Source organism: Rhodococcus cerastii (assembly GCF_033042195.1).
GTDB lineage: Bacteria > Actinomycetota > Actinomycetes > Mycobacteriales > Mycobacteriaceae > Rhodococcoides.
In genome coordinates, this window is the sequence record NZ_JAWLKF010000007.1 from 53,653 (window position 1) to 72,520 (window position 18,868).

Here is an 18,868-nt window from a genome sequence, read left to right on the forward strand (position 1 = left end):
AAGTGGCACTTCTTAGGCTGTTGCCGTAAAAGTTGCCAGTTGGTTGAATGGCGTTTATGACCATGCCGCGCCTGAGCGCTCCACCTGCGACGGCAGGTGAGGTTTTCGCTCTGATTCGCGACAGAGAAGCAGCTACTCGTGCCGAACTCGGCCGAATCACCGGACTCTCACGGTCGGCCGTCGCCTCCCGCGTCGCCGCGCTCACCGAGCTCGGCCTGGTCATCGAAACCGAGGACACGCACTCCACCGGCGGTAGACCCCCGGCGAGACTGTCCTTCGACATCGACGCCGGTGTGGTGCTCGCCGCCGCGATCGGACGCAGCCGCTCCCAGCTGGGCGTGTTCACCCTCGGCGGCGAGTTGCTCGCGAGCGATACCGTCGATCAGGAAATCGGCGTCGGCCCGGACGAGCTGATGCCGCAGATCACCAAGCGCTTGCAGGCATTGCTCGACGAATCGCACCGAACCGACCACCGCATCCTCGGCGTCGGACTGTCCATCCCCGGCACCGCCGACACCGACCGAGGGTGCAGCCTGGACTCGCCGATCATGCACGGCTGGGACGGAGTGCCGCTGGCACCGTTCTTCGCCGACACCACGTCTGCTCCGGTCTTCCTCGACAACGACGCCAACGCCATGGTGTTGGCCGAACGCCGCGACAATCGAGATCGCTTCCAGAACGCCCTACTCGTCAAGGCCTCGACCGGGCTCGGTGCCGGAATCGTCGCAGGCGGCGCATTGCAGCGCGGATCGTTGGGCGCTGCAGGCGAATTCGGCCACACCAAGACCGCTGCCGCGGCAGGGGTCGCGTGCAGGTGCGGCGACAGCGGCTGCCTCGAAGCCATCGCGGGCGGCTGGGCTCTTGTGCGCGCACTCAACGAGCAGGGCCGCGAAGTGGGCCACGTTCGCGGCGTCGTCGATCTCGCGGTGAGCGGTGACCCCGAAGCGCGCAGACTCATTCGCGACAGCGGACGCCACATCGGTGAAACTCTGGCCGGTGCCGTCAACCTGCTCAACCCCGAGGTCCTCATCGTCGGCGGCGACATGGCGAACGCCTACGACATCTTCGTCGCCGGCCTCCGCGAGACCGTCTACGGAAACGCAACCGCGCTGGCCACCAAGGCCCTCACCATCCAGGCCACCACCCACGGTGACCTCTCCGGGGTGATCGGCAGTGCGGCGCTGGTGCTGGATCAGGTGCTCAGCGCCCGGGCCGTCGACGACGCACTGGGCGGCTGACCGCGGGCATCGTCGCCGCGGTTGCCGCTCGTCGCACTCCAGCGACCGCCGGGCGCACCGCGATGCGTCGATTCGAGGACGCACACCGGCGGCCCACATAGGGTGATCGCAGTCACACCTGCGATCCTGGAGACCCCACACATGTCACTGAAAGCGGCCGACGAACCACACGTCGAATTGCTGAAGACAGATCCCGACCTACCGCCGGTCGGCGTCGTCGAGTCACATCCGATGACCCCGATCAAGCGCCTGATGCTCGTCGCCATCGGCCTACTCGGCGGTGTTGCGTGGACGATCATCGCGATCGTCCGCGGAGAGAATCCCAACGCCGTCTGGTTCGTCATCGCCGCGGTGTGTACGTACATCTTCGCTTTTCGCTTCTACGCCAGGCTGATCGAACGCAAGATCGTCCTCCCACGCGACGACCGCGCCACTCCTGCCGAGATTCTGGAAAACGGCAAGGACTACATGCCGACGGACCGTCGGGTGCTGTTCGGCCATCACTTCGCCGCCATCGCCGGTGCCGGTCCTCTCGTCGGACCCGTCCTCGCCGCCCAGATGGGCTACCTGCCCGGCACCATGTGGATCATCATCGGCGTCGTGTTCGCCGGGGCGGTCCAGGACTTCCTGGTGCTGTGGATCTCCACCCGCCGCCGCGGACGCAGCCTCGGGCAGATGGCCCGCGACGAACTCGGAGTCGTCGGCGGCACCGCCGCGTTGATTGCAGTGTTCACCATCATGATCATCCTGATCGCGGTCCTCGCACTCGTCGTCGTCAACGCCCTCGCCGAGAGCCCCTGGGGAGTCTTCTCCATCGCGCTCACCATCCCGATCGCGCTGTTCATGGGCGTCTACCTACGCTTCCTGCGACCGGGGGCCGTCACCGAGGTCTCGCTCATCGGCGTCGTCCTGCTGTTGTTCGCGATCATCGCCGGCGGCTGGGTGTCCGAAACCGATTGGGGCAACAACTGGTTCACGCTGTCGAAGGTGACCGTCGCATGGCTGCTCATCGGCTACGGTCTGCTCGCCTGCATCCTGCCGGTGTGGCTGCTGCTCGCCCCGCGCGACTACCTGTCGACGTTCATGAAGGTCGGCACCATCGCGCTGCTCGCCGTCGGCATCCTCATCGCCCGCCCCGAGATCCAGATGCCCGCGATGACGACCTTCGCCACCGAGGGCAACGGCCCGGCCTTCGCAGGCTCACTGTTCCCGTTCCTGTTCATCACCATCGCCTGCGGCGCACTCTCCGGCTTCCACGCACTGATCTCCTCCGGAACCACGCCGAAGCTGCTGGAGAAGGAAAAGCAGATGCGGATGATCGGGTACGGCGGCATGCTGACCGAGTCGTTCGTGGCCATCATGGCGCTGATCACCGCATGTGTTCTCGATCAGCACATCTATTTCGCCCTCAACGCGCCGACTGCACTCACCGGCGGGACCCCGGAGACCGCAGCGGACTACGTCAACGGACTGCCGATCAGCGGCGGCGACATCACCCCGGCCGAATTGAGCCAGGCGGCAGCCGATGTGGGCGAGGAATCGATCATCTCCCGCACCGGCGGAGCCCCGACCCTCGCCTTCGGCATGTCCGAGGTACTGAGCCAGGTCTTCGGCGGAGCGGGTCTCAAGTCGTTCTGGTACCACTTCGCGATCATGTTCGAGGCGCTGTTCATCCTCACCACGGTCGATGCAGGAACCCGCGTCGCACGTTTCATGCTCTCCGACAGCATCGGCAACCTGCCCGGAGCCTCGGCGAAGAAGTTCAAGGATCCGTCCTGGCGTCCCGGCGCGTGGATCTGCTCGCTCATCGTCGTCGCAGCCTGGGGCGCAATTCTTCTCATGGGCGTCACCGATCCCCTGGGTGGCATCAACACCCTCTTCCCGCTGTTCGGTATCGCCAACCAGCTCCTCGCCGCGATCGCCCTGACGGTGGTGCTCGTCATCGTCGTCAAACGCGGTCTCTACAAGTGGGCCTGGATCCCCGGACTCCCACTCGCCTGGGACCTGATCGTCACCATGACGGCCTCGTACCAGAAGATCTTCTCCTCCGTTCCCGCCATCGGCTACTGGACGCAGCACTCGCAGTTCCGCGAGGCCAAGGCCCAGGGACTGACCGAATTCGGCAGTGCCGCAACGCCCGAGGCGATCGACGCCGTCATCCGCAACACGTTCATTCAGGGCACGCTGTCGATCATCTTCGCGGTACTGGTCCTGGTCGTCGTGTTCGCCGGAGTGTGGGTGTGCATCAAGGCAGTTCGAGGCGACAACCTGCCCGACAACGAGGATCCCGAGGTGCCGTCGAAGATCTTCGGCCCCACCGGCTTCGTGCTCACCCCGGCCGAGAAGAAGATCCAGGCGGAATGGGACGAGCTGATCGAGGCGGGCACCGTCCGTCGACCCGGATCGGCGCACTAGATGCGCGGGCTGTGGTGGTGGATCACCTCGGTGATGGGCGATCACGATTACGACCGCTACGTCGCCCATCTGGCCCGCCACCATCCGGATCAGGAACCGCCGACCGTGCGGCAGTACTGGAAGGACAGGCACGCGGAGGCGGACCGGAACCCGGGTGCTCGATGCTGCTGACACGGTGATGTCCGATTTCCGCTAGCACCGACGCGTCCTCGCTGACACAGTAGGTGCATGAGCAGTGAACGGCAGGTGCAAGAACTGGACTTCGATCGGTGCTATCGCGCGGTCTCCTCGCGTGACGCACGGTTCGACGGCCAGTTCTTCACCGCCGTCTCCACCACCGGCATCTACTGCCGACCATCCTGCCCGGCCCGCACACCCAAGCCCGGCAACGTCTCGTTCCTGGCCACCGCAGCGGCGGCTCAACAATCCGGCTACCGCGCCTGCCGCCGCTGCCAGCCCGACGCCACCCCCGGTTCCCCACGCTGGAACATCCACTCGGACCTCAGTTCTCGCGCCATGCGGCTTATCTCCGACGGAGCCGTCGAACGCGGTGGCGTCGACGGCCTCGCCAGCACCCTCGGCTACTCGACCCGGCAGCTGACCCGAGTGCTCACGGCCGAGGTCGGTGCAGGCCCGCTCGCGCTGGCCCGCGCGCACCGCGCCCACACCGCCCGCACGTTGATTCAGACCACCGACATGCCGATGGCCGACGTCGCCTTCGCGGCCGGTTTCTCCAGCGTCCGGCAGTTCAACGACACCATCAGGGAAGTCTTCGCCGTCGACCCGTCGACGTTGCGTCGAGAAGCGCACCGCACCGCCGTACCGACCGCGGGCGGAACCGTCACCCTGCGGTTGCCGTACCGCCCGCCGCTCGACCGCGGCTGGATCGAGTGGTTCCTGCGTGGCCACGTGGTCGAGGGCATCGAATCGTTCGCCGAGGACGGCGAATACGTGCGATCCCTGAGCCTGCCGCACGCCGCCGGGCTCGTGGCGTTGCGGGTGATGGATGGATTCGTCAGCGCCGCAGTGACATTGCAGGACATGCGAGACCTCGCCCCTGCCGTCGCCCGAATCCGACACCTGCTCGATCTCGATGCCGATCCACTCGCCGTCGACGACGCACTGAGCGCAGACCCACAGTTGGCACCGAGCGTCGACGCCCACCCGGGCATTCGCGCCCTGGGAGTGGTCGACGGCGCAGAGATGTTGCTGCGAACCGTGATCGGACAACAGATTTCGCTGAAGGCTGCGGCCACTCACACCGCTAGACTCGTCGACGCTCTCGGCGCACCACTCGATCTCGGCAACGACTCCGTCACCAGACTGTTTCCCGAACCTGCCGTCATCGCCGAACGAGGCCACGAGGTACTCACCGGACCTGCCGCCCGGGTCCAGACCGTCATCCGCGTCGCCGACGCCATCGCGTCGGGAACCGTCGTGCTCCATCCCGCGCGAGAAGGCCCGGAACTGGAGCGAGAACTGCTCGCACTCAAAGGAATCGGACCCTGGACCGCCCGATACGTCGTGATGCGGCTGCTCGGCGATCCCGATGTTCTGCTCGATACCGATCTCGTCGTCAGACAAGGTGCTCAGGCACTCGACATCTCGTTGAACGATTCTGGCCGCTGGGCTCCGTGGCGTTCGTACGTCTCGATGCACCTGTGGATCACCGCATTGGAAAGAAGACAGCCATGACTGCCACCGCCGCCACCCAGGACACCCCGATCGGGCCGTTCAGCGCCATCGTCGACGCCGATCAGCGCGTCCTGGCATCCGGGTGGACCGCCGATGTCGACGAACTCCGCGTCCTGATCCACCCGACGATGCGCCCCGACAGCGTGCGCACGGCGGCCGATCTCGGCGATGTGACGCGCGCCGTCGAGAGCTATCACCGCGGTGAGCTGACCGTCATCAACTCCGTTGCCGTCGCGCAACGATCCGGCGAATTTCTCATGCACGCCTGGGGAGTTCTGCGCACCGTCGAACCCGGTGCGCCGGTGACCTACTCCGAGTTCGCAGAACTGTCGGGCAGACCGGCAGCCATCCGTGGCGCTGCGTCGGCATGCGCTCGCAATGCGGCCGCACTGTTCGTGCCGTGCCATCGGGTGGTTCGAATCGGCGGGGCCCTCGGCGGTTTTCGCTGGGGCCTGCCCGTCAAGCAATGGCTGTTGGCACACGAGGCGGCCTGAAAGGCCTCGCCTTGGACGGCGGTGACATACAGCTGGGCATACCGAGACGTTATGGTTCTTCACGATCCGCCATCCGCCGAATGTGAGGAAGCCACAGTGACCGAATCGGCAGTGCCCGGCAGTCCGTCGAAGTCCAAGACGTCCGGCAGTGATCGTGGTGACCTCATCGGGGTCGGCGGTATGTGGCTGGCCAAGTGGTCGCTGATCCTCATTGCGATCGCAGCCGGGGCGTGGGTGTTGGGCTGGCTGATCGGGCAGTTCTGGGTGATCCTGCTGCCGGTCCTGCTCGCCGTGATCGTCGCGACGGTGCTGTGGCCGCCGGCGAAGCTGATGATGCGTCTGGGATTTCCTCCCGCCCTCGCCGCGTCGGTATCGCTCGTGGTGTTCTTCGTCGTCATCGGCGGCATCATCACTCTGATCGTTCCGTCGGTCGCCGAGCAGGCACCGGAATTGGTCGACCAGGCCTCGGGCGGTATCGCACAGGTACAGGACTGGTTGAAGGGGCCGCCGCTCAACATCGGCGACGACCAGATCGACTCGGCCGTGTCGGCGATCGTGTCGCGGCTACAGGACAGCGGGGAGGTCATCGCCACCGGCGTGTTCACCGGCGTGTCCGCCGCCGGCTCGCTGTTGGTCACTCTGGCGTTGGTGTTGGTGTTGACGTTCTTCTTCGTCAAGGACGGACCGAAGTTCCTGCCGTGGTTGCACGGGTTCTCCGGTGGCCGCGCCGGGACTCATCTGGGCGAGGTGCTCTCACGGATGTGGGCGACCCTCGGCGGATTCATCCGAACTCAGGCCATCGTCAGTTTCATCGACGCATTCTTCATCGGTCTCGGACTGGTCATTCTCGGCGTTCCGCTGGCGCTGGTGCTGGCGACCCTGACGTTCATCGGTGGCTTCATTCCGATCGTCGGAGCGTTCGTCGCCGGCGCACTCGCTGTGCTGGTGGCCCTGGTTGCGAACGGGCTGACCACTGCACTGATCGTGCTCGCCATCATCGTCGCGGTACAGCAGTTGGAAGGCAATGTGCTGCAGCCCATTCTGCAGAGCCGCAGCATGAACCTGCATCCGGCGATCGTGCTGCTCGCCGTGACGGCAGGCAGCTCACTGTTCGGCATCATCGGCGCGTTCCTGGCCGTCCCGGCCGCGGCGGTTGCGGCCGTGCTGATCCGGTACCTGTCCGAGCAGATCGATGCGCGCTCGAACGAACCGGACCAGGACGAGTTAGAGGACAAAATCCCGCCGCCCGACGGATTGACCGAGGAGCAGGCCGGCCTCGACGAGGAGAAGAACTCCGACAAGAAGGACTCGGGTCAGGAAGCCACTACCTGAAGCGTGGATCCGGTGCGCTCCCGCTTGACGTAGAGGCGACTGGGAATGCGCTGACGCATCTCGTCGACGTGACTGACGACGCCGACGACGCGTCCGCCCGCACGTAGTTCGTCGAGAACCGCCATCACCGATTCGAGGGTGTCGGCGTCGAGCGTGCCGAATCCTTCGTCGATGAACATGGTGTCGAGGACGACACCACCGGATTCGGCAGCCACGACATCGGCGAGGCCCAACGCGAGCGAGAGCGACGCGAGAAATGCCTCACCGCCCGACAATGTCTTGGCCGAGCGCACCACACCGGTGTAGTCGTCCCTGATGTCCAGTCCGAGACCGCCCCGTTTGCCGCGGACGCCTGCCTCGTCGGAGTGCACGAATTCGTATCGTCCCGAAGACATTCGACGCAGCCGCGCGGATGCGGACTCGGCGACATCCTCGAGTCGAGACGCGAGGACGTACGAACGCAACGACATCTTGCGTGCATTCTGTCCCCGGCCTGCCACCACGTCCGCCAGGTTGGCGAGCTCGTCGAATTCCGCACGTTGCGGCGCGATGGCCTGGGCCGCGGTGAACAATTCGGCGATCAACCGTTCCAGATCGTCTGCGCGCCTTCGACATTCCGCCACCGCCGCGGCAGCGACCCTGACCTCGTCGTCCATCTCGGCGCACGCCTGCTCCAACGGGGCCAGATCCACCGGCGGCCGACCGGCCACGTCCACGATGGTGGGCTCGCGCAGCACGTGCTCGGCATGCGCACGCGTCTCCTCGGCGGTACGCAGCTCGGTCTCGATCTGCTCGACGCGGTCTGCGGTCAGCACTGCCCCGGCCGCGGCGTCGACGGACTCGAAGTTCGACGCCTCCACCCGACGGTCCAGTTCTGCTGCCAGCGAATCGGCCCGCGCAGTGGCGTCGAGCCAGGCGATGCGCGCTTCCTGAATTCGCCGGGCACCGTCGATCAACGCTTCTCGCTCCGCGATTCGGTCGGCCAGCGACGCGCCCTCGTCCACTTCCTCGGCCACCGACGCACGCATCTGCGTCAGCGATTCCTCGGTGGCCGCGATGCGCTCGTCCACAGCACTCCGCGAGGCAACCAGGTCGTGGAGCGTGATCGTCAGCGCGTCCGACTCGCTCCGCAGGCGATCGAGCTCTGCGGTTGCCGGTTCGACATCGGCAGCACGCGCACGGGCGTCCTGCACTGCGGTGGTTGCAGCATCGAGCGTCTGGGCCAGCTCTGCAGCGGAGGCCCCACCGGTGCGGTCGTGCAGCAGATCCACGTCCCGTTGCGCTCGAGCAACAACCGCGACCGCCTGATCGAGCACGGCAGCGGCCTTGCGTTCTGCAGCAGCGGTCTTGTCTTCCTGTGCCTTGGTCACCGTCGACGTCGACGCTGCGGCGGGATGCGGGTGCACCTCCGATCCGCACACGACGCACGGCTCGCCCGCCTCCAGACGGGCCGCCAGCTCGGCGGCCATCCCGTCGAGGCGTCGCTCACGGAGATCGAGCAGGTGCTCCCAGGCGGTGTTGTGCGCTGCCCGAGCGCTGTCGCGGACACGTTCGGCCTCGGCCAGAGTCGCGCGTGTGCGTACCAGTTCGAGAGCGGACTCGGCTGCCGCGCGGGCCCGACTGCAGCGCTCCTCTAGGCCCGGCAACTCCGCCACAGCCGAGGCGGCTCGTGCCATCCGTGATTCGACCGCTGCGATCTTCTCGGGCATCGAGGCCTGCGATTGCACGGTGCGTTCGATCGCCGCTGCGGTAGTACGTTGCTGCGCACGATATTCGACGAGGGTGCCGTCGAGCCGGTCGGCCTCGCGAGCGAGACCGAGCAGCGACTGCAACCGCGCGACGTCGGTGGTCCAGTCACGCACGAACTGTGCAACGACCGTGCGCTCGTCCGACGGATCCGCCGGCGCGGGTGGCCAATGCAACGCAGCGTGAAAGCGTCGCCCCTCCGCCGTTGCCGGCAGCGCACGCTCCGCCGCCGCGAGTGAGGAGGTCGCGGCCTCGGTGGTCCGGCGGGCGAGACGGAGGTCTGCGGCAGTGGCCGCGATCGGTCCGGCGTCCGCGGAATCGGCGAGCTCGGTTCTGCGCGCAGCTCGCGCCGTCTCGCCCTCCCGATACTGCACGAGCTGCGCCTCGGCGAGAGCCCGACGACGCTGCAGATCGAGAACGATGGTGGCCTTCGTCAGAGCTGCCGACGCACGCCGAGCTGCCGCGTCGATCAGCACCGCCCGACCTTGTGCGAGAGTCCGATTCTGCCGGGCATCGGCCAGGACGTCGGCCGCCCACTCGAGCGGGTCCGGCTGCTCGCCGTCCTCGCCCGCGGGCTCGGGTATCCCCGACGCCTGCGACACCCGGCCGAGCATGATGTCGATGGCGTGGTGAGCGTCGGCGAGTTCGGCGGCCAGCTCCCGGCGGCGCTGCGCGAACCATTCTTCGACATCTCCGAATCGGCCTGTGTCGAAGAGCCTTTCGAGCAGATTGCCGCGTTCGTCGCTGTCGGCTCGGAGGAATCGCGCGAATTCACCCTGCGGCAACAGCACCACCTGGAAGAACTGGTCGGCACTCATTCCGAGCAGCGCGTTGACGGCGTCACCGATCTCGTTGAGCCGGGTGAGGTTCTGCCCGCGGCCGTCGAGCCAGGTGAGACTGGCTTTGGCGTGCTGCTTGGTGGTGCCCGTGCTGCGGAGCTTGGGCCGCAGGAACTCCGGACTGCGCACTATTCTGATGCGTCGCCCAGCAAGTGTCGCCTCCAACGTGACCTGTGGCACCGCGCCTTTGGCTGCGTGATCGGACAGCAGTCGCTTGCCCTCGCGACGAGCTCCGGGCACTGTTCCGTACAGCGCGAACGCCACGGCGTCGAGCACCGTCGTCTTGCCTGCTCCGGTCTGCCCGTGCAACAGGAAGAGCCCGTCGGCTCCCAGTGCGTCGAAGTCCACCGTCTCGGTGCCCGCGAAGGGGCCGAAGGCGGTGATCTCGAGTGAATGCAGTCTCATGCAGCACCGCGGTCGGCGGTGGTGGCCGTCCCGCGGATGGCCTCGGTCTCGCGATGCACGGAGGCCAGCGCGCGAGCCAGGAGCCCGGACTCCGCTGCCGTCGGCACGCTGCGCATGTCCGTCACGAACGAGGTGGCGATGTCGAGATCGCTACGGCCGCGCACACGGTCGCGGTAGCGAAGCTCGCCGGATCCCTCCGGGCGACGCCATTCCAAATGGATCGCGTGCGGGAAACGCTGCTGCAACAAGCGCATTGCGTCGACCGGGCGTACCTCGTCGGTGAGCACGGCGGAGACGTAATGATCCTCGAACTCGCAATACGCTGTGTCCGTTGTCAATTGCTCGACCGTGCCTTCGATGCGGGCAAGTCCGCGTACCACCGGCAGGTCGACTCGCTCGACGGTGCCGAGCCCGTTGGCGTCGAGATCGAGGATCCATACCGCCTTGCGATGCGACCGCTCACCGAAGGAATAGGGCAGAGGGGAACCGGAGTACCGCACTCGATCGGTGAGGGTCTGGGGCGAATGCAGGTGCCCGAGCGCCACGTAGTCGACCCCGTCGAACGCCGACGCAGGCGCAGTTTCGATACCGCCGGAGGAAATCGACCGCTCAGAGCCGGTCGCCTCACCGCCGACGATGAACGCGTGCGCGAGTACGACCGAGCGATGATGTTGTCCCGCTTCGTTTCTCGTCGCGAGATCACCCCGGATCCGATCCATGGCAGCGCTGAGCACCTCCGCGTGCGTCCGCGCGGTGGGAACGTCGAGCTCGGCCCGCGTCGTCTCGGGCTCGAGGTAGGGAATGCCGTAGAACGCAACGCAGCCGTGCTCGTCCTCGATGACCACCGGGGTGGCGACGTCGCCCACCCGCGTCATCAGATGCAGCCCTCCGGCCGAGGCGAACGCGGCACCCGCGCCCAGCCGCGCGGGTGAATCGTGGTTTCCCGACGTCGCGACGATCACCGCGCCTGCCGCTCGGATCGCCTCGAGTCCGCGGTTGCAGACCAGGACGGCATCGGCACTGGGAACAGCGCGGTCGTAGATATCGCCCGGCACCACCACCACATCGATCGATTGTGCCGCAACCAGTTCCGCGATGGACTCCAGCACAGCGCCCTGATCGGCCAACAGGTCGACACCGTGAAAGGTGCGACCGATGTGCCAGTCCGAGGTGTGCAGAATTCTCATGCGTTCGACGCTATCGGGAACCACCGACAAACTCCTCGAGGCTCTTCGGCCTGTCGGACGTGAGCTGCGGTGCACGCCGTCACGAACCGAAGTTGTCGGTACCGTCCTGCATCATCTGCTCCATGAACATTCTCACCGCGTTCGGCCTGCTCGTCGCTCTCGGTATCGGTGCGGTCGTCGGCTGGTTGTTGCACGCCTCGCGGATGGGCGATCGTGCCGTTAGAGCCGAAGCCCAGCTGGCCGCGCTCCGCGAGCACGAGGGCATGCTTCGGCAGTCGTTGAGTGCGGTCAACGAGGATTCCGCGCGGCGCAATTCGACCGTGATCGGCCAACAGGTCTCGCACCTGGTCGAGCCGTTGCACGACGCCGTCGATGCGCTCTCCGAGCACGTGCGCCAGGTCGAGCACAATCGAATTCGGGCGTACGCGGGATTGTCCGAGCAGGTCACCGGGATGCATCGAGCGTCGATGCATCTGTCCACCCAGACCGGTCAGCTGGTCACGGCACTGCGCGCACCGCAGATCCGGGGCCGGTGGGGCGAGATCCAGCTCGAGCGGGTCGTCGAGCTCGCGGGCATGGTCAAGCACTGCGATTTCGACACGCAGGTGAGCAAGGACGGCATCCGACCCGACATGATCGTGCGTCTCGCCGGCGGTCGACAGATCGTCGTCGACGCCAAAGTACCGTTCGCGGCGTACCTCGATGCCGCCCAGGACGAGGATCCCGCCGCGCGGGAGAAGAATCTGCGACGCCACGCCAAGCAACTGCGCACCCACATCGACCAACTGGCCGACAAGGCGTACTGGCAGGCGTTCGAGCCGACGCCGGAGTTCGTCGTGCTGTTCGTTCCCGGCGACCCGTTTCTCGACGCGGCCCTGACCTCGGACACCGGTCTGCTCGAGTACGCCTTCGGCAGGAACGTGATCCTGGCCACCCCGACCACCCTGGTCGCGTTACTTCGAACCGTTGCCTACACGTGGAAGCAGGAGTCACTGGCCGAGGACGCTGCGCGCATCCAGCAACTGGGACGCGAGCTGTACACGCGCATCGGTGTCGTCTCGACACACCTGGACAAGCTCGGTGCCCACCTCGGCAAGGCCGTGGAATCCTTCAATTCCACCGTCGGGTCCGTCGATACCCGGGTGAGCGTGACGGCGAGAAAGTTGCACGAGCTCGAGCTGTTCGACGCCGATCCGGTGGACATCGCCCGAGTGGACGAGCGGCCCAAACTGTCCGATTCGTCCCGCTACCGGCACGACTTCGGTCATGTCAGCGATGCAGTGGGCTGAACAACGGCTAACCTCGGGGGGTGTCTACCTCCCAACGTGCCCGCTCCGGGGTACCGCTGGATCACCGATCCATCCTCGCGACCCTGCCCGGCGTTCCCGCATGGGGTGCCGTCGCGATCGCCGCGGGACTGACCTTTCTCGGATTCCTGATCGATGCCGCACGCGGTACCGAACTGACCGGTGCGTTCGCGTTCATGTACGTCCTCGGCTGCATCGCCGGCGTCCTCCTGGTCCGCTTCCGCGGACTGTTCACCGCGATGGTGCAAGCCCCGCTGATCCTGTTCGTGGCCGTGCCGCTGTCGTACCAGTACTTCACCGACAACGCAGGCACCAGCCTCAAGGACATCATCCTCAACGTTGCCATTCCACTGGTCAACCGGTTTCCGTTGATGTTGCTCGGCACCCTGGTCGCCGTCGGACTCGGAGTACTGCGCATCGTGCTCAAACGGCAGAACACGCATGCCCCCGCTGTGCGACGCAGCCCGAAGCCCAGCGACGACAAGCCCACCAGAGCACAGCGTCGGGCACAGGAAGAGCGCCCCGAACGCTCCCGCAGGCGAGCAGCCGCAGCCGATCGCAGCACCGACTCCGCGGCGGAGGCAACCGACATCGTGCCCGGGCCGTACGTCGGTCGCAGAAGCACCGATCCTCGCCCGCGTTCGACCCCTCGCACCGGCTCTCGTGCTGCGGCAGATCCCACCGTAAGCCCCCGGCGATCGGCTACCCCGACCTCGGCACCGCAGACTCGATACTCCGCCGACTCCCCGCGTCAGGACCACAAGCCAGAGCACCAGAAGCCCGAATACCCACGAACGCAGTATCCGCAGGCACAGTCACGTGATGCCCGGCGGCCGCAACCTTCCGAGTCGCGTTACGCGCCGGAGCCTCGCTACTCGGCAGAGCCGCGGTATTCGACCGAACCTCGTCGCGAACGATCGACTCGGGTCAATGCTCCGCGGGAGGCTGCCGATCCGTACGGCTCCGGAGCTCAGCCGGTCGTTACTCCTCGGACGAGCGCCCCCGCCGCCCCCGCCGGCCCCGCTGCCACCGACTACATCGCCGGAAACAGCCAGGGCAGCCATTCTCTGCCTGACCCGCGCCGGGACGACATTCCCCCGCACCCGGTGCCGAAGGTTCGCTACCGCGACCGTCACAGTGACTAGTTCGAACAAGAAACGCCCCGTACAGGAATTCCTGTACGGGGCGTGAATCCTTTCCCGCTGCTAGCGGGCTGGGCGCAGCTCGCGGGGCAGGGAGAACACCAGGGTCTCGTTGGCCGTGGTGACCGGCTGTACGTCGGCGTAGCCGTGCTCGGCGAACAGTTCGATGACGCCCTGCACCAGGATCTCCGGTACGGATGCACCCGAGGTGATGCCGATCGTCTCGACCCCGTCGAGCCAGGCCAGGTCGATTTCCTTGGCGTAGTCGACGAGGTAGCTCGCCCGCGCACCCGCGCCCAGTGCAACCTCGACCAACCGCACCGAGTTAGAGGAGTTCTTCGAACCGACGACGATCACCAGATCGCATTCCGGTGCCATCGCCTTCACCGCGACCTGACGGTTCTGCGTGGCGTAGCAGATGTCGTCGCTCGGCGGGTCCTGGAGCGTCGGGAAGCGCTCGCGCAACTTGGCGACCGTCATCATGGTCTCGTCGACGCTCAGCGTGGTCTGGGAGAGCCAGATGACCTTGCTCTCGTCACGGACGGTGACGTTGGCGACCGAGTCGGGGCCGTCCACCAGCTGAATGTGCTCGGGTGCCTCGCCCGCGGTGCCCTCGACCTCCTCGTGGCCCTCGTGGCCGATGAGCAGGATGTCGTAGTCGTCGCGAGCGAAGCGCTTGGCTTCCTGGTGCACCTTGGTCACCAGCGGGCAGGTGGCGTCGATGGTGCGCAGGTTCCGTTCGGCCGCGGAAGTGTGCACGGCGGGCGAGACGCCGTGCGCGGAGAACACGAGCAGTGATCCCTCGGGCACCTCGTCGGTCTCTTCCACGAACACCGCACCGCGATCGGACAACGTCTCGACCACGTGTTTGTTGTGCACGATCTCCTTGCGCACGTACACCGGCGCACCGTGCTGCTCGAGCGCTTTCTCGACGGTCTCGACCGCACGATCGACACCCGCGCAATAGCCCCGCGGCTCCGCGAGCAGCACTCGCTTACCCCCCGCGTACGAGGACTTACCCGTACCGGCGGACTGTGCAATACCAAGATTCAGAGGAACAGCCGAAGACATACCTCCCAGGATACGTGCACCGAGCTCGCCTGCCTCGTTTCCATGTCCTCCGGCCCCGGCTGCAACGGGTCGTACAGCCTGTCGGCTACCCAAAGTTCACCGTTTCGGGCAGTCTGGTGCACATGACTCGAGTCCCCTTTGCAGCGCGTGTGGCTGCAGGCGTCGCCGTGACCGTCGTGGAAGAGGCTCGTAAGCTTCCCGGTTCCGCTCTGATGCTGCCGATGACGGTCGTCAGCGAAGCGCTGGCCCGCGGGATGCGATTTCAGCAGCAGGTGACGGCGTTGGCCATCAAGGGCGATCTGATCATCGCGAGCTTGCCGGTGATCGGGACCCCGACCGAGGAGCAGCCCTCCTGGGCCAGCTTCGACGAGGACGAAGACGACGTCTTCGACGCCCCGGTCGTCACCGACGACGTCGACGTGCCCGACGCCCCCGTAGCCGAACCGGTCGCGGCGAACGGCCGCTTCGCGCTGTACTCGACGCCTCCGCTGGACGAGCCGGTGCAGGACACCTCGGCCAAGCGCGCGCCCTCCGCCGACAAGCCCGAGATCGTCGAGATGATCGACTTCGACACCCTCGCCCTTGCCCAGCTGCGCGCACGCCTGCGCACGCTCTCGATCGAAGACCTCGAAACTCTGCTGGACTACGAGAACGACACGCTCGCCCGCGCACCGTTCCAGACCATGTTGGCCAACCGCATCACCACCGCCAAGGCCAAGTGAGCACTCCCTCAACCCAGTCCGGTCCCACCCAGCCAGGCTCGAGCACCGCCGAACAGCCATGGCCGGTGCGTACCGTCGCCATGAAGGTGGCGGGCTGGATCGACAAGCTCGGCTCCATCTGGGTGGAGGGCCAGCTCACGCAGATCAACGCGCGTCCCGGCACGAGGACGGCGTTTCTGACGCTGCGTGATCCGTCGGCCGACATGTCGTTGTCGGTGACGTGCTCGCCGCAACTGCTCGACCGCTCTCCGGTTCCGTTGACCGAGGGTGCGCGCGTCATCCTCTACGGCAAGCTGTCGTTCTTCACCGGCCGCGGAACCATTTCGCTGCGCGCCACCGACATTCGCGCGGTGGGCGTCGGCGAACTGTTGGCCCGCATCGAGCGGCTCAGAGCGCTGCTCGCCGCAGAGGGGTTGTTCGACCCACGCCTCAAGCGCCCGTTGCCGTTTCTGCCGGGCACCATCGGCCTGATCACTGCGCGCGCCAGCGCAGCCGAGAAGGACGTGCTCACCGTGGCGCAGAGGCGTTGGCCCGCGGTTCGATTCGAGGTTCGCAACACTCCGGTCCAGGGGCCACAGTCGGTGCCGGCGATTCTGGATGCGCTGAAAGATCTGGACGACGACCCCAGCGTCGACGTCATCATCCTCGCCCGCGGCGGCGGAAGCGTCGAGGATCTGCTGCCGTTCTCGGACGAGGCCCTGTGCCGCGCCATCTCGCGCGCCACCACGCCGATCGTCAGTGCCATCGGCCACGAGCCCGACAGCCCACTGAGCGATCACGTCGCGGACCTGCGCGCCGCAACCCCAACCGACGCCGCCAAACTCGTGGTGCCCGACGCCGTCGCCGAACAAGCTCTGGTCTCGGAGTTGAAGTCGAGAAGTGCTGCAGCGCTGCGCAATTGGGTCGAGCGCGAGGCACGCGGACTGGACATGCTCCGACACCGGCCGGTACTGGCGGACCCGTTGGCCTCGCTCGAGCAACGCCGCGAGGAGGTTCGACGTCTGCTGGAGGCGGCGCGACGCGACGTGCAACGCGAACTCACCACCCAGGACACGCTCGTCGAACATCTGCGGGCCAGGCTGTCGACGCTGGGGCCTGCTGCCACACTTGCTCGGGGCTATGCCGTCGTACAGCGGGTGGTTGCGGGTTCGGATCCCGAGGTTCTGCGTTCGGTCGAGGACGCGCCACCGGGTACACAGATCAGAGTGCGAGTGGCCGACGGTGCCGTCACCGCCGCAGTCATGGGGCGAGTCAAATGACAGAAGGAGTACGTATGAGCGAGAACGAAGACAAGCCGGTATCGGAATTGGGCTACGAAGAGGCCAGGGACGAACTGGTGGGCGTGGTGAAGATCCTCGAGCAGGGCGGGCTCGATCTCGACGCCTCCCTGGCCCTGTGGGAGCGCGGAGAGCAGCTGGCCACCCGCTGTGAGGAGCAGCTCGCCGGAGCCCGCAAGCGGATCGAGACCGCACTCGCGAGCACCGAGAAGGACAGCTAGGGCTCCAGCGGTTCGGCGACCTCGAGGGCCTCGGCGAGCGTGGTGAAGTCTGCGTCGTTCGCGGTACCGCCCAGCAGGATTCGCACATCGCCGAAGTCCGAGACCCAGTACTTCCGCGAACCTTCCTCGCCGTAGACGACCCAATCTCGACCCGACACGTTCTGCGAGCCCGACGCGTACACCGTCTCGTCGCCGGCCACGAAGGGAACCAACACTTCCTCGACGGCGCTGGTCTGGGTCAGCTGCAGATACGCACCCGATCCGGTGATGTACCCGACAGTCGACACCGGTCCGCCGTTGTCACCGGAGATCGTCGGACGACTGCCCGAGTTGGGCGTCCAATCCTCCGGAACAGCCGGATTACGCACCGGAAAGCCGATTTCCGACGCGTCGTACTGCAACGCGGTGTCCACGTCGAAGTTGGGGATGGGCCCCTGCTGGGGCCCGCCGGGGCTCAGCGAGCACTGACTGGCGATGCCCGCAATCAACAAACACGCGATGACCAGCGGAATGAGCGACCACACCATGTCGCGACTGTTGTTGAGAATCCGAGGTTTGCTGTTCGCCACTCCACCAGTATCCCCTCTGCGCAGCAGTGCTCGGTCGGCGCGTGCCTCACAGACCACCCGACCCCACGGCAGGCATCACAGAAGTGAGATAATCGCGCCTGGGTAACACCCCACCAACCAGGAGGCTACAAACCGATGACGGCCAGCACCGAGTCCACTCGCGCCATGGCGCCAGATCGCAACCTCGCACTCGAACTCGTACGCGTCACCGAGGCCGGTGCGCTCGCCTCGGGTCGCTGGGTCGGTCGCGGCGACAAGGAAGGTGGCGACGGAGCAGCAGTCGACGCCATGCGTCAGTTGGTCAGCTCGGTCTCGATGCGCGGCGTCGTCGTCATCGGCGAGGGCGAGAAGGACGAAGCGCCGATGCTCTACAACGGCGAACAGGTCGGCAACGGCAACGGCCCCGAGGTCGACTTCGCCGTCGACCCCGTCGACGGCACCACGTTGATGGCCAAGGGCATGCCCAACGCCATCTCGGTTCTCGCCGTCGCCGAGCGCGGCGCGATGTTCGATCCGTCCGCCGTCTTCTACATGAAGAAGATCGCCGTCGGACCCGACTTCGCCGACGTCATCGACATCACCGCACCGGTCGCGGAGAACATCGCCCGCGTCGCCAAGATCAAGAAGGGATCCACCTCCGACGTCACGGTGTGCATCCTCGACCGCCCCCGTCACGCCGAGCTGATCCAGCAGGTGCGCGACACCGGCGCTCGCATTCGACTGATCTCCGACGGCGACGTCGCCGGTGCCATCGCCGCCGCGCGTCCCACCTCCCCCATCGACATCCTCATGGGTACCGGTGGAACTCCCGAGGGCATCATCGCCGCGGCCGCCATGCGCTGCATGGGTGGCGCGCACCAGGGCATGCTGGCTCCGACCGACGACGACGAACGCCAGAAGGCGATCGACGCAGGACACGATCTCGATCGCGTCCTGTCCACCGAAGACCTGGTCTCGGGAGAGAACGTCTTCTTCACCGCCACCGGCGTCACCGACGGCGACCTGCTCCAGGGCGTCCGATACTCGGGCGGCGGCGCGCACACGCAGTCCATCGTGATGCGCTCGAAGTCCGGCACCGTCCGCATGATCGACGCGTACCACCAGCTCAACAAGCTCAAGGAGTACTCGACCATCGACTTCGACGGCGACACCTCCGGCGCCATCCCGTCCTTCTGACCGTCCGCTCGACGAAGTTTCCGCTCCCCTAC

The 18,868-nt window shown here is 66.4% G+C and carries 16 protein-coding genes; 12 read left to right on the top strand and 4 right to left on the bottom strand.

Annotated elements, in window-relative coordinates:
• Positions 1–56 precede the first annotated feature (56 nt).
• The 6 genes from R3P93_RS14300 to R3P93_RS14325 all read left to right on the top strand — a co-directional run bounded on the left by R3P93_RS14300 (position 57) and on the right by R3P93_RS14325 (position 7,174).
• A complete protein-coding gene (locus R3P93_RS14300; RefSeq protein ID WP_317533311.1) occupies positions 57–1,238 on the top strand; it encodes an ROK family transcriptional regulator in 1,182 nt (393 codons plus the stop codon).
• Between the two features lie 141 nt (positions 1,239–1,379).
• Positions 1,380–3,653: a carbon starvation CstA family protein gene (locus R3P93_RS14305; RefSeq protein WP_269595267.1), complete on the top strand. Its 2,274-nt coding sequence runs from the start codon at positions 1,380–1,382 to the stop codon at positions 3,651–3,653.
• Positions 3,654–3,824 (top strand): YbdD/YjiX family protein, encoded by a 171-nt coding sequence (locus R3P93_RS14310; RefSeq protein WP_094641195.1) that lies wholly within the window; start codon positions 3,654–3,656, stop codon positions 3,822–3,824.
• 57 nt (positions 3,825–3,881) lie between these two features.
• Positions 3,882–5,348 carry a DNA-3-methyladenine glycosylase 2 family protein gene (locus R3P93_RS14315; RefSeq protein ID WP_317533312.1) on the top strand — a complete coding sequence of 489 codons (1,467 nt, stop codon included), beginning with the start codon at positions 3,882–3,884 and terminating at the stop codon, positions 5,346–5,348.
• A complete protein-coding gene (locus R3P93_RS14320; protein WP_317533313.1) occupies positions 5,345–5,842 on the top strand; it encodes a methylated-DNA--[protein]-cysteine S-methyltransferase in 498 nt (165 codons plus the stop codon). Before R3P93_RS14315 ends, R3P93_RS14320 begins: the two co-directional genes overlap by 4 nt.
• Before the next feature lie 51 nt (positions 5,843–5,893).
• Positions 5,894–7,174, top strand: coding sequence for an AI-2E family transporter (locus R3P93_RS14325; RefSeq protein WP_394855306.1), 1,281 nt, complete (start codon positions 5,894–5,896; stop codon positions 7,172–7,174).
• Here R3P93_RS14325 and R3P93_RS14330 read toward each other — a convergent pair.
• Complete coding sequence (locus tag R3P93_RS14330) at positions 7,156–10,164, bottom strand: SMC family ATPase (protein WP_317533314.1); 3,009 nt, start codon at positions 10,162–10,164, stop codon at positions 7,156–7,158. The two genes, R3P93_RS14325 and R3P93_RS14330, sit on opposite strands and share 19 nt — an antisense overlap.
• Complete coding sequence (locus R3P93_RS14335) at positions 10,161–11,351, bottom strand: exonuclease SbcCD subunit D (protein ID WP_317533315.1); 1,191 nt, start codon at positions 11,349–11,351, stop codon at positions 10,161–10,163. The genes R3P93_RS14330 and R3P93_RS14335 overlap by 4 nt, the downstream gene beginning before the upstream one ends.
• Positions 11,352–11,473: 122 nt before the next feature.
• On the opposite strand from R3P93_RS14335, the gene R3P93_RS14340 reads away from it, so the two are divergent.
• Positions 11,474–12,640: a DNA recombination protein RmuC gene (locus tag R3P93_RS14340; protein ID WP_317533316.1), complete on the top strand. Its 1,167-nt coding sequence runs from the start codon at positions 11,474–11,476 to the stop codon at positions 12,638–12,640.
• A gap of 20 nt (positions 12,641–12,660) precedes the next feature.
• Entirely contained in the window at positions 12,661–13,803 is a 1,143-nt protein-coding gene (locus R3P93_RS14345; RefSeq protein ID WP_317533317.1) for a DUF6542 domain-containing protein, read from the top strand.
• 60 nt (positions 13,804–13,863) lie between these two features.
• On the opposite strand, the gene R3P93_RS14350 is transcribed toward R3P93_RS14345, so the two are convergent.
• The gene (locus R3P93_RS14350) at positions 13,864–14,871 is read right to left on the bottom strand and encodes a 4-hydroxy-3-methylbut-2-enyl diphosphate reductase (protein WP_068052876.1); all 1,008 of its coding nucleotides are present in this window, start codon (positions 14,869–14,871) and stop codon (positions 13,864–13,866) included.
• Positions 14,872–14,993: 122 nt separating this feature from the next.
• On the opposite strand from R3P93_RS14350, the gene R3P93_RS14355 reads away from it, so the two are divergent.
• The 3 genes from R3P93_RS14355 to R3P93_RS14365 are packed head-to-tail and all read left to right on the top strand — an operon-like array spanning position 14,994 to position 17,091.
• A complete protein-coding gene (locus tag R3P93_RS14355) occupies positions 14,994–15,593 on the top strand; it encodes a lipid droplet-associated protein (protein ID WP_068052864.1) in 600 nt (199 codons plus the stop codon).
• Entirely contained in the window at positions 15,590–16,852 is a 1,263-nt protein-coding gene (xseA, locus tag R3P93_RS14360; protein WP_068052861.1) for an exodeoxyribonuclease VII large subunit, read from the top strand. The genes R3P93_RS14355 and xseA overlap by 4 nt, the downstream gene beginning before the upstream one ends.
• Positions 16,853–16,866: 14 nt before the next feature.
• Positions 16,867–17,091 carry an exodeoxyribonuclease VII small subunit gene (locus tag R3P93_RS14365; protein WP_068052858.1) on the top strand — a complete coding sequence of 75 codons (225 nt, stop codon included), beginning with the start codon at positions 16,867–16,869 and terminating at the stop codon, positions 17,089–17,091.
• Here the strand turns inward: R3P93_RS14365 and R3P93_RS14370 are convergent.
• On the bottom strand, positions 17,088–17,660 hold the full coding sequence (locus R3P93_RS14370; protein ID WP_269595257.1) for a DUF4245 domain-containing protein: 573 nt from the start codon (positions 17,658–17,660) through the stop codon (positions 17,088–17,090). The two genes, R3P93_RS14365 and R3P93_RS14370, sit on opposite strands and share 4 nt — an antisense overlap.
• Before the next feature lie 135 nt (positions 17,661–17,795).
• On the opposite strand from R3P93_RS14370, the gene glpX reads away from it, so the two are divergent.
• A complete protein-coding gene (glpX, locus tag R3P93_RS14375; RefSeq protein WP_068052852.1) occupies positions 17,796–18,836 on the top strand; it encodes a class II fructose-bisphosphatase in 1,041 nt (346 codons plus the stop codon).
• Positions 18,837–18,868: the final 32 nt, after the last annotated feature.